The organism is Anaplasma platys, assembly GCF_012790675.1.
GTDB classification, from domain to species: Bacteria; Pseudomonadota; Alphaproteobacteria; order Rickettsiales; family Anaplasmataceae; genus Anaplasma; species Anaplasma platys.
This window is the reverse complement of sequence record NZ_CP046391.1, coordinates 596,222-608,787: the sequence shown is the minus strand read 5'-3', so window position 1 is coordinate 608,787 and position 12,566 is coordinate 596,222. Positions and strand designations below refer to the sequence as shown.

The window sequence follows — 12,566 nt, the reverse complement described above, 5'->3', positions numbered from 1 at the left end:
TACCTCAACTACTTAAAAACTAATTCAGCGAAATAAAACTGCTATAAATACCGCACCAACAGTCTGCAATTCTGCTAGCTTGCTCAATATCTACATCTGGGCCAAGACTTATCCTGATAGCACTCTTAATATGCTCTTCCTCAGCTCCTATTGCTGACAACACGTGAGATTTATCACGCTTCCCTGAAGAACATGCAGATCCAATCCCCACAGCAATACCTCTGCTATCAAATCCTATTAGCTGCGTTTCACTGCTCACTCCTGGCATTGATACACAAGTAGTATTAGGAAGCCTAACAGCACCAGAACCAAAAATAATGCTGGTAGCAGATGCTTCCCTTATCCTACTCTCTATTAAATCCCTAGCCGATAAAACATCGGCCATTTTCTTTAAACGACACGAAAGGTTTTCCAAAGCAACTGCCATGGAATAGATGGCATGAACATTTTCAGTACCAGCTCGTAAGCCATTTTCCTGCATACCACCATGCAGCATAGGTACTATACCGACTCTATTGCTGTTATATAACAATGCACCTGCGCCAGGCATGCCTCCTATCTTATGCGATGAGATTGTAACAAAATCTGCCCCGAGATCCAGTACACTCAGCGGTATCTTGCCACATGCCTGTACCGCATCTGTATGTACTACTGCTCCATACTTTCTCGCTATGCTCACAACTTCTCTTACTGGTTGGATCACTCCGATTTCGTTGTTTGCTAGCATTACCGACACGAGTGCCCCCTCCCCTCCGAGGTCTTTTAACATACTTTCCAATGCGGTTAGGGAAATAACACCATTAGAGTCTACGGGAATGAAATGCGGATTGGTAGCGGAATTTATTACTGATGGATGCTCTATTGCTGATATTATGTGACGATGGCCACAGCGGTTAAATACTAAGTTATTGGCTTCTGTTCCAGAAGATGTGAAAATCACATCGTACCCTTTAGCGTCCAAAACTTCTATCACCAACCTCCTAACATCTTCCAATAGCTTGCGAGACTTCTGCCCCAAGCTATAGACTGCGGAAGGATTATAAAAGTTCCCAAATAGAAGAGCATTTCCTATTTTATGACGCACTTTAGGGCATATTTCTGCAGTGGAATTGTTATCAGCATAAATACGATGTCTGTCGCTCCCTCCAAATTCCTTTAGAGTATTGTTAAAGACATCAAGAAGAGTCGTATTCGAAAGGTAATGCATCATATACCTTTCAATACCCTCCCACAGGTAATGGCTATTACACTTTTCCCCCGCGGCTGATACGCATCCCCCGTCATCTCCTTGGCACCTAACCATCTTGACCTTGTCACCAACTGAGTACAAAAGCTGGTCAAGCGTAATTCGTTCGGGTGGCATACCTAGTGAATAACCTCCACCAGGACCCTTGCGTGATTTAACAAGCCCTTTGTTCTTGAGATACATAACCACCCTCTCGAGATATCCTTCTGAGAGAGACTGCTTATCTGCGATTACTGAAGCCCTTTTCGGTCTAGCGACACCCTGATTTTCTTGTTGCACCAGACTGACCATAAACATGACAGCATAACGCAACCTAGTTGTCATCAACACTTCAGTCTCATTATTGGGTACCTTTAAAACATGCCCCTAGGGCCTTTGCATTTACAGAATCAAAAAAAACCTTTGGTATACGGAAACTTTTTGGTTAGCATCCCCATGTTGCACAGTGGTAATAAATAATATACCTCATGTCAAGTAGGTTTTTATCAAGTGCTATATGGAAAGGTCTTGGTATATAGAATGCGCGAAGTTTTTTTTAATGGGTCTGCCGGAAAAATAGAGGGAAGGTTTACCAGCGGAAGAGATGCAAATGCTCCCCTGGTTCTCATACTACATCCTCATCCGCAATACGGTGGAAGTATGGATAATAAGATCGTATACAATTTGTATAAGGTTTTTGCCGAAAATGGTTTCTCAGTACTTCGTATAAATTTCCGTGGGATAGGGAAGTCCGCGGGCGTGTTTGACAAGGGAGTGGGAGAGCTAAGCGACGCAGCAGCAGCAGCAGACTGGTTACAAAACAATAGTCCTGCAGTATCGTCATTTTGGGTGGCGGGTTTTTCTTTTGGTGCGTGGGTAGCAATGCAGCTCATGATGCGGAGGCCTGAGGTTGACGGATTCGTAGCCGTATCCCCTCCTGCCAATAGGTATGATTTCTCTTTTTTGTCTCCTTGTCCGGTGCCCGGTTTGATTATTCAAGGTGACAATGACAGCATCGCTGAGGAATCTTCGGTGTCCCAGCTTGCTGCGAGGCTTGGCGCTTCTATCAAGAGTGAGTTCATGCAGTATTGCGTTATTGAAAATGCAGACCACTTCTTCAGAGACTATACAGAGCAACTTGGTAAAGTTGTAGACGCCTACTTAAAGGCACGCATCCTCGGCAAGGAATCTGCTATACCTTCTAAGAAGCAGGCTCGTGCAAAGCGTCCCGTTTTCGCTGGTTAGAAAATAGCCTGAGCCTTGTGGTGTTGCACACTGTAAGGCTTAGGTACGCACATAGGAGCTTCAATTGAGTGTAAGCAAGCTTGGGCATTAAAGCTTGACGACGTATGTATTCCCTATGGGAAAAGACACCCGCGGATTGCCCGTTCTTTAACTTCTTCCTTCGCAAGCACTCCGGATTTTTGTGTTCTAAACTGCAGCATTGCTTAGAATGGGTTCCTCATCTCCTTGCACATCTTTGTGGTCTAGGCATTGGTATCACGAGAATGTTTTCAACCTCTCACTACATCTCCTACCAGGAATTATAGGCGATCACTTCAAATTACTTTTCACCGCGTCCATATGGATTCATACATTGGAAATCACTAATATGTTTCGATTTTATCCTAAAAGGACCTACACAAACTGAGCACGGGTGTCTACCTGTATAAAAAGATAGCACTTCCTGTGGGGTCAAGTGTGGCAATGTGGCTCGGTGAATGGCTTACACGCCTGAGAACACAGCCAGTCTTCTGACTTTTAGATCGACATAATAACAAAGGACATAAAAAACAAGCACTCGAATTTAATAGCATCTCCATTCAATGAGTTTTTAGACCTAACCAAGCCCTGCACCATATTTTGCATTTTATATAATTTAGGAATCAAATCGCATTCTCCCACCGCGATGACTGCTAGATGCGATTCAAAAAGTTCTGAAAACTAATGCGGTTGACATTCGTCACAAACATGTTGAAAGCATTTATACATCGACATCGTGCGTCGCAACAAGACGCTAGATTTCCCCGCATCAGGCATATGGAAACTACTGATACGAGCTACAACTTTGCACTTCTTCTCGCCTCCCAAGCAAAATATGTTTGAGGAGCTCTACGGCATATGGGATTAACATCCTTTGGCGCCTCGGGTTAGCCTCAATCGTCGTTGTGTTCATATTTAAAGAAGCGATAAGATCAGAACAAACTGACGTGGCGCTCGAAGAGTGCTTCTCTTTTTCTAAGTCCTCTGCAACACACTTGCTATAATATTACAGGCGGGATTATTACGGTATGTTCTTCTACACGCCACGCGCAAACTGCTCCATAGGCACCATTCCTTGAGCAATAAATACTTGATCTACTTCATCGATACCTTCACCTTCCATCACGGAACGATTTCTCTCCCTTATACGGTCGTGAATTAACTGATTTTCAGCCAGCAGTTCCGCTGCAACATCGCGCGCAAATTCGCGTGGTTCGCAAGGAGTACTGCTTCTACTACCATACTGTACGGAGGTTGATCCTACTTTCAAAGAATGTTCACAAAAGCGGTAAGCACACCATAGAACCGGAGCTACCATCAGCGAGAAAACGTCCATCACATTACATAACCATAGCGCACCAATGGGAACAACAAAGCCACTGTATCCATAAAATGACTTTAAAAAGAAAGAAGTAATGCAAAACGTTGCAAAAGCTAGCATCACCGCAGTACGTACTCTACCAGTCTCCGGTTCATCCCTATTTGCCATTCGACTACAATCAGACATGAAAAACGGGCAGATAGTCACGAGCATAACCTGGGAGGCAAGTATATATACAATAGATATAGCTATACTACTCGCAGTAGCTGCATACACCCATAAAGAGGTGAACATTATAGGTAAGATAACACAAACGGCGCATACAATGAGCTGGGAACTAGTTAACGATTGGGTGCATTCTCCATCCTGATCTCGTGACATTTCCCCTCTTTAAAACTTTTTACCAAGACATATAGTTAATGAGTATTAATATTCAATAGGCAACTTTGGTGAAAATACCATTATCTATTAATATAATATATGTCATTAATGAAGAAACATATTGAAAAACTGCACTAATCTTAATCAAGACGGCATCTTATAAAGACAGCTCTTCTTCTTGCCTTTTAGTGTCCAACGACAGTGTTGCTTGACTGACGAATACCTGATCCACATCCGTACTTTTTTCCATATCGCTGTCATGTACTCCTACAGCTTCATCAGCTGGCACCTCAGAAACCGCATCTTCTGCAACGCGCTTCAATTCACTTTGATCGCTATCAGCATCTCTTAAACTGTCGCTACCATAGATGCCACGTTTGTACATATCATGCTCAACAAGACGAGCAACCAGCCATACTCCAGGAAGACCAACCATACAACATAAGTTGATGCAATAGCAGAGAATAAATCCACATGCTGACATAGTGGGCAAAGGATTTTCATAAGCATTCGCCATTTTAGAGAGTATGTAAAAAAAAGAAATCCCCATAAAACACGCTACAGCTGTCATCATCGCAGTGCGCGCGTTACTAGTCTCCTTTCCATAGCCATTTAGCATTTTATGCGTGTCACTAACAATCGGAACTGCCGCTAGCACAAAGAAGAATAGGAAACTTAATAAATAAAAAAGCGTAGTGTCCGCATTGATAATGGCTGCATAATGTGTGCACATGAGCATAAGAAGCAGTGCTGAAACAACACATACCATATCAAAATATGCTCTCAGCGCTTCTGTATTATTTAACAATAGACGAAGTTTTCTTTTTTGTTCTTCGAACATTTTATCTCTTATTTTTTTGTTTAGAACCCGCAACTACATTACGTACGGCAATAAATGTTAATACTTCCATCGTTGATTTAAGTCAAAGTACTAATTATCTATTTTTGAAGTAAGTTATTTTAATAACTGTAAGTAATGTATTAGGAAGCGATTTAGTTATAACTCTGTCCTTCGCCTCATGGATTTTGAATTTAGAGTATTTATTAAATCGCCTATTTGAATCCAAGAAATAGCTGTGGAAGCCTGTATAGTTACTGCTTTCTATATGTATTATGATGTAACAACAGTATGCTTGTCGAGGATAGTAAAAGAGAAAAAGAGAGTGGTATATTTATGGTATTTCTGCCATTGAGGATTGCTAACTAGACACCCAGTAAAGACAAACAGGGCACAAGATGGCAGTTAGAGCTTTAACAACACTGCATACTGCTGAAAAAAGAAATCGGACCAGAGAAAATTACAAGCTGATTGTGTCCATCTCCGAGTTGTTCCTGCTAATGAATGCGTCCGTTTCTCCTGCTCTTTTTTCTCTAATCCAACTCTCTCAATCTGCACAATTCAGCCACATTATGCTTTCAGCTTGTAAGGGGTTCATTGGGTCATCTAGGATTAGGAAGTTCCCTCCATCACCAGTGAGTGAGCCACCGACAGAAGTCGCAAATCTGTATCCAAGTTTTGTTGTCTGCAGTTTTCGTTTTGTATTTTGTTCTTTTGATATCTCAACTTCGGGAAAAACTTCCCTGTACCAAGGGGACTGTAATATGCATCTTGTCTCGAGAGATAATTTTTCGCTCAGGATCTGAGAGTAGCTGGCAACAATAATTCTCGCACTTGGATTTTGCCCTAATATCCATGCTGGCCATGCAACACTAACACATGTAGATTTCAGCGTCCTGGGTGGAGTATTAATTATAAGCCGCGTTATATCGCCAGAAAGTGCTGCTTGTAGCCTGTCAGCTATAACTTTTACATGCCAATTTTCCTGATATCTGCTATCCGGAGCAATGGTGGAAAAGACTAACCTAATAAAGTTAGTAAATTTCATATAATTTTGTTTTCGAACTTACAGGACTATAGCCTTCTGGCGCGAATAAGGTATAAGATATAGGTTCTTTAGAAGACATAACAATCTTTATAGGTTTCCTAGGCATGCATTTCCGCACGGGTCTTTTTTAGAACACAAAACTTACAAAAACCCGCGGGAAATTAGGAACAACTAGGGTAATTTGCTTTTTTATATAGACCAGAGCAAGGAATTACATTGCTCTCAAAGGAATGGAACTCTGTCGTTTTCGTTGCAACAAAACCCTTTCTGCAAATGATGACCACTTTTTTCCTTTTTTATTATTTTTATGCTTATCCTCCCATACTTTCAGTATGCAATCTACAATCACGTCTTTAAATGAGACTATTGGAAAAACCGCAAGGAAAAAAAGCTTTAGTAACAATTTGAAAAGTGAAGTAAAGAATCTGCGCCTTCCCTTGGCTTTGCGCCCATATTTAGCAGCCTCTCTTGCATTGGATTCACTAGTTTGCCCTGCCCTTTGTACGGGATCCATGCCATGAGCTATGCTCACCTTCACCATTCTCTTTATTACGGAAGATAACTCCTTTTGCAGCACATTATCCCTCTCCTTTTTAAGCTTTTGCACAAAGTTTAATGGCTTCTTGTGGAACGCAGCGCGTCCATAAACGCTGTTCTTATTTATCCTTAATGCAGCAAAGCTGGACTTCCCCGCTCCCCTATGAAGAAAATGCTCTGGGTTGCGTCCCTTTGGCCGCTCGCTTTCGAAAATAATGCGAGATTTACTCTTGCTTATACATCGCACATGCTGCTTCTGAACTCCAAGTGATGCTTTTCTGGCGGAGAATCTCTGATAACTCGACTGTTCATTCTCTATTAAACACACTTGAGGCTCGTATGTAAGAGAGCTACAGCGCATAACGAGAAATACTCCACTGGTGTCACTCTCTTAGGATTTTACAACACTATGTATGAATACCCGGTTAATTCTATGAAGAACTTAATAAATAGTCTTGATATATAGGGACGTAAATTTCTTTAATCAGCTGCGAAGTGTCTCATATTCCACTACTCCATGACTAACCAAAATTATAGAAAAGTATTCTAGTTCGCCCACAGCACAATCTTTTTCATAAAGCTCTACGAAGAATTTAGCACTGATAACTTCTTGCAAGAAGCTTTGGAGAGTTATTTCACAAAAGATAAATGCATTGTGTAAAGCCGCAGCACCCAAGATACTCTCGGCTTTGGAGTTACTAAGAATTCCCCGAATATTTATTGTAATGTGTCTATCTCCGGACTCTTCTATAAAAGTACGCCAACCTTTTGTATATGGCCCTCTTACTTTCGGGATTTTGTTATGAAAGGATAGTTTCACCCCTTTCATGTTTCTCAAATGAGTGCTTTCATTGTCTTCACCTTTAATCTTCACTGAAATCACGAGACAGTACCTCAATGTGGATCACCGATTGGAAACTACCCGACGGGATACAAATAATTTTGTAGTGCATGTCCGCAAGAGTGACATAAGTTCTTTTACGCAAAAAACTGTGTATACACGATCGGAGTTCTTCGACTATCTCGAGCATTTCGCTTAGATTGTTACAAAATGTATGGCATGAAACTTTTATACGATGAGCTAAATCGCCGTAGGTACGGATATCTTCCACGAGATCCAGGTTCACATATGTATAAGGCAGCGCCGCACTCGTAGGTACCTGTTCATAAACCTGGCTCAGCAAGATTTTTAAGACCCTATCCGCTTGGAAATGCTTTGTAAGCCTCAGGTAGAAGTATGCTATAGCTGACATAAAACACTCTTTGTTTACAACACAATGCGCACTTCCTTGAAAGGCTGGTATATGTCCTTAATAAAAGCAAGGTGCCTAACATCCATGTCGCTTCTGTTCTTATATGCGACTGCTGTATGATACAATATGCCGTATTTTACCTGCGCCGGAATAGAATCAGTATTTTCGTATCCCGACAAATACGTTACCTCTACTTTTAAGGTGTTGATTGGAGTAATAAACACAATGCAGGAAAGCGCGGTATCGACGCGATATTTATCTCTAGCGACGTGAACCGTTATACCACGACTCTTCTCTTGAATATTTACCTCACTGACTGATAACAGCGGTCCAAATGGAAGGTAGATTTTCAGTGGCATTTGCTTTCCACTGTACGATAATTGCCATGCTTGTTTTGCCAGAGACTTTTCCATAAACCACTGTGCATATTCCGTAGAAATAGATACCAGTCGACGGACAAGAACGTCCTCTTCCTCGTTTTTTATACCAATGAACGACTTCGCTTCTGCCAATGAGATTGGCAGATCTGCTGGTGGTCCTCTCCGAATTACTTCAAAGACGGAATTTTCCATCATAACCTGTTACCTATAAAAAGGCAGGTGGTAAAACACTCTTATTGTCACTTAGAAAATTTCAAATGGAACGCGATTTCATGCGTGAGAAATGGCGTTCACACGAAGGGTAAAAATCAACTCTAACCTTACTCCTTCATCTAGATCAATATAACTTGCACAACACAATGCGTGATCTCCTAGCCAAAAGGACCCTAACTTTCCCTTGATGACATTGAACTTTTTAAATAGCTGCCATCGTTGCTCATTTGATCGAAATCTATCTTTAAGCATCTTTTGATAGAATGGACTGCTATGAGAAAATGTCTCTTCTTTCATCACATAATAAAGGATACCGGATAGCAGAGCTATCATTGTATTCCACAAATTTTTTGATAAGGAAGCAAATTTAGAAACGCCAAGCTACAGTTTTGTAAATAGGTTTTGCAGAATGCAGCTATAAAGCAACACCAAGTACAAGTCTTATAGCAGCGTCGGAAAAACAGCTCAGCATCACAATGCAGGAACAAAAACAGACCTTACGCGCACAGTCCCCGCACACCACCTTCCTCCGCGCTGTCCATAAAGTTATCTCTTATAGGGCAAATAACGAACAAACTTTATGCTTCATTCCACCATGCAGATAGACGCTACACCACGGCTCTGCCGCACTCACCAGGCCCCTGACGCGGTAAGGCGACAGTATCCCACAGAACACCACCCCTACACTGAAAAGGGCTACACTTCCACCTTCATTTAAAAGTAAGTGCTTACTCCTCTTCCATACAAGCAAGTGCTATATTTCCACCCAGGGCTGCCGTATTAACACTCACCGTCTTTTCCGTAACAAATCTGTGTAGATAGAACGGCCCCCCCGCCTTCGGACCAGTCCCCGAGAGACCTCGCCCACCAAAAGGTTGAACGCCTACGACGGCACCTACTTGGTTCCTATTTACGTAGACATTTCCCGCACCTATCAGATCCGTAATTTCATCTATCCGGCTCTGAATCCTACTTTGTATAGCAAAAGTAAGCCCATAGCCAGCGTCATTAACCTCTTCTAAAACCTGTCTCAAATCAGCCTTCTTATACCTTACTATATGCAACACAGGCCCAAATACCTCTCTAGTCACTTCAGAGACAGAACCCACCTCAAAAATGTGCGGCGGAAAGAAGTACCCTTTTTCGGTAAGGGCAGAATCTAGGTCCAACTTGTACAACAACTTCGCGCCCTTTTTCTGCATTTCGCCTACATAAGACGTCAACATATCGTATGACAGTTGGTCGATTACTGGCCCAATATCTGTACTCAACTCCATTGGACTCCCCACCTTTAGCATGGCGGTAGCACCACATATTAACTCAATCTGCTTATCAGCTATTTCTTCTTGCAGCAGCAAAATCCTCAGAGAAGAACACCTCTGCCCCGCACTCTTGAATGCTGAATTTAATACATCATCACACACTTGCTCTAACAGCGCAGAACTATCCACAATCATTGCGTTGATACCACCGGTTTCTGCAATGAATGGAACTATATCTCTCCCACGTTTCGCCAAGTTTCTGTTTATTATGTTTGCAGTTTCCGTAGAACCAGTGAACACCACACCCGAAACTAGGTGGTTATTAACTAAACTCTCTCCAAGAACCCCTCCCTCTCCCGGAACGAAATGCAAAGCTTCCACGGGAACTCCCGCTTCGTAAAGCAGCTTCACCGCTTCATATGCCACTATGCTAGTTTGCTCTGCAGGTTTAGCTACTACGGTATTTCCAGTTACCAATGCTGCCGCTATCGGCCCCATGAAGATTGCCAGAGGGAAATTCCATGGGGATATACACACAAAGACACCCCGGCTTTCGAAGTACATATAATTCTCTTCACCCGATGGCCCCGGAAGTTTAATGGGCTCAATCATCTCCTTGCGAGCCTGCATCGCATAATACCTAAGGAAATCCACAGCCTCACGTATCTCGGCTATCGCATCAGATATCTCCTTTCCACCTTCGTTTATAAGAAGCGAAAAGAACTTTCCTTTTTGTCTTTCAAGAAGATCCGCCGCTTCTTCTAAAATCTTAGCGCGATCTTCCACAGAAGTATTACTCCAACCCCTAAATGCCGCATGAGCAGCCTCGACACTCTCCTTTGCTTGCTCTACTGTTGCAAAAAATACTTCACCAACCTTATTACTATGATCAGCCGGAGAGAAAACCTCTTTTGCCTCCGAACCCTCAACATCGCATCCATTTATTACAGGAGTCGCCTTCCAGCTCACTCCAGCAAAGGCCCCTATCTCTTCTTCAAGAACCGACATCCCCAAAGAGTCTGCAGTGTTTACACCCAATGAATTTTTCCTACCATCTGGAAACATATCTACCGGCAGTGGAATGTGCGGATGCGGTGCATACTCAAAATCCTTAGCTTTTTCAAGAGGATCAACCAGAAGCTGATCAACGGAGATGTCAACGTCGTTAATCATGTTCACAAAGGAGGTATTCGTTCCATTCTCTAAAAGTCTCCTTACTAGGTAAGGCAGCAGGTCATAGTAACTACCTACCGGAGAGTAAACACGGCACCTGATGTTTGGAGCAACTTCGGTAACGCAGTTATATAAACCCTGCCCCATTCCGTGTAAACGTTGGAACTCAAAGCCCGGATGATCCTTATCTGCAGTCTCCAGCACAGAAGCTAAAGTGTAAGCGTTATGAGTGGCGAAGCACGGGTAAAAAGTATTTGGTTTGCTCAATATCCTCTGCACACATGCAAAGTAAGATACGTCTGTATACACCTTCCTCGTGAACACTGGATAACTCTCAAAACCGAGCTCCTGCGCATTTTTTATCTCATAATCCCAATAAGCACCCTTAACTAACCGAAGCATAACCTTGCGGTTGGCCCTTATAGCCATATCCTCAACTATATCTAGAACACTGAGAGCCCTTTTCTGATATACCTGAACAGCCAGCCCAAGACCTTCCCAACCATCTAGCGACTTGTCCGAGAAAACTCTATCAAGAATCATCAACAAGATCTCTAGCCTTCTGGCTTCTTCAGCGTCAAGTTGCACGATCATGTTATACTTTTTGGCTATCTTACAAAGTTCCAAAACTTTGGAAGACAGCTCATCTATAACGCAGTCTACCTGAGCAAATTCATACCTAGGATGCAAAGCTGATAGCTTAACAGATAACCCATGCTTTGATCCCACGTCATCACTCTTATCAGAAGAGCCCCCAATAGTTTCGAGTGCACTTATAAACTGAGAGAAGTACCTTTCCGCATCTTCTTTCGTTCTGGCAGCCTCTCCCAAGATATCAAAGGAGCATAATTGCTTTTGATCATCAGCGCGCGCCACCGCTTCCTTAATGTTCTGCCCCATAATAAAGTGCTTACCAAGTACCTGCATGGCCTGGAGCGCTGCTTTCCTTATAATAGGCTCCCCCATGTTTTTAAGCATATTAGATAGCACACTGTACCAGCTTGAGTCGTCAACCTCCCTTAACATCCTTGCCCCTACACACAGTGCAAGAGTTGAAGCATTAACGAAGATAGATGAGGAACCGCCTATATGTTTATTCCAGGTTGTACGTGTTATCTTGTCTCGAATCATATCATCTATAGTAGACCCATCAGGGATCCTAAGGAGAGATTCTGCCAAACACATAAGAGCAACTCCCTCTTCTGTGGAGAGCCCATACTCCTGCATGAATGCGTCCATTATTGTCGTACTCTTGCTGGAACGAACCTTTTCTATTATCTGCTTGGCGAGGTTATAAATTCTTACCCTTGAGTCTGGAGAGATCTCAGAGCGCTCAGTCAAATATCTGATGTAACTTCTCTCATCTGCGTTGTACAACCCCTGCATGCGTCTACGTAACTCATCAGGTAATTGCAATGAACTCATCATCATGTACTGCTATCTCCTCAAAACATTAAACAACCAACGCTACGCCCGTTTTGGCAACCCTTACGCAAACTCATGGAGTCATACACACTTAACACACACGAACGCGACCATAAGCCAATATACAAGGGCCCACAGAGTAAGAAAAACACGGCGATGTTACCAAATAATGTTGCACTAATCAAACAAATTAGTTAGCGTATCAGAGATGCGCGCTTTGCTATGATTTGTTGATTTTATTTGTGTG

At 42.5% G+C, this 12,566-nt stretch carries 9 protein-coding genes and 1 pseudogene; 1 reads left to right on the top strand and 9 read right to left on the bottom strand.

Annotated elements, in window-relative coordinates; translation table 11 throughout:
* Positions 1–19: 19 nt before the first annotated feature.
* Positions 20–1,576: an aminotransferase class V-fold PLP-dependent enzyme gene (locus ANPL_RS02520; protein ID WP_169193212.1), complete on the bottom strand. Its 1,557-nt coding sequence runs from the start codon at positions 1,574–1,576 to the stop codon at positions 20–22.
* A gap of 189 nt (positions 1,577–1,765) precedes the next feature.
* Between ANPL_RS02520 and ANPL_RS02515 the strand changes: the two genes are divergently transcribed.
* Positions 1,766–2,470, top strand: coding sequence for an alpha/beta hydrolase (locus ANPL_RS02515; RefSeq protein ID WP_169193211.1), 705 nt, complete (start codon positions 1,766–1,768; stop codon positions 2,468–2,470).
* Positions 2,471–3,524: 1,054 nt separating this feature from the next.
* On the opposite strand, the gene ANPL_RS02510 is transcribed toward ANPL_RS02515, so the two are convergent.
* The 8 genes and pseudogenes from ANPL_RS02510 to putA all read right to left on the bottom strand — a co-directional run bounded on the left by ANPL_RS02510 (position 3,525) and on the right by putA (position 12,322).
* Positions 3,525–3,977, bottom strand: coding sequence for a hypothetical protein (locus tag ANPL_RS02510; protein ID WP_169193210.1), 453 nt, complete (start codon positions 3,975–3,977; stop codon positions 3,525–3,527).
* 370 nt (positions 3,978–4,347) lie between these two features.
* Entirely contained in the window at positions 4,348–5,031 is a 684-nt protein-coding gene (locus ANPL_RS02505) for a hypothetical protein (protein WP_169193209.1), read from the bottom strand.
* Between the two features lie 571 nt (positions 5,032–5,602).
* A pseudogene (locus ANPL_RS02500) lies at positions 5,603–6,076 on the bottom strand (phage terminase large subunit); the annotation flags it as partial.
* A 211-nt stretch (positions 6,077–6,287) separates the two neighbouring features.
* A complete protein-coding gene (locus ANPL_RS02495) occupies positions 6,288–6,974 on the bottom strand; it encodes a hypothetical protein (protein ID WP_169193208.1) in 687 nt (228 codons plus the stop codon).
* Positions 6,975–7,097: 123 nt separating this feature from the next.
* Positions 7,098–7,496, bottom strand: a complete 399-nt coding sequence (locus ANPL_RS02490; RefSeq protein ID WP_169193207.1) for a phage tail tube protein — start codon at positions 7,494–7,496, stop codon at positions 7,098–7,100.
* The gene (locus ANPL_RS02485) at positions 7,477–7,866 is read right to left on the bottom strand and encodes a hypothetical protein (RefSeq protein ID WP_169193206.1); all 390 of its coding nucleotides are present in this window, start codon (positions 7,864–7,866) and stop codon (positions 7,477–7,479) included. Before ANPL_RS02485 ends, ANPL_RS02490 begins: the two co-directional genes overlap by 20 nt.
* A gap of 14 nt (positions 7,867–7,880) precedes the next feature.
* A complete protein-coding gene (locus tag ANPL_RS02480; protein WP_169193205.1) occupies positions 7,881–8,441 on the bottom strand; it encodes a head-tail connector protein in 561 nt (186 codons plus the stop codon).
* Between the two features lie 746 nt (positions 8,442–9,187).
* Positions 9,188–12,322 (bottom strand): bifunctional proline dehydrogenase/L-glutamate gamma-semialdehyde dehydrogenase PutA, encoded by a 3,135-nt coding sequence (gene putA, locus ANPL_RS02475; RefSeq protein WP_169193626.1) that lies wholly within the window; start codon positions 12,320–12,322, stop codon positions 9,188–9,190.
* Positions 12,323–12,566 lie beyond the last annotated feature (244 nt).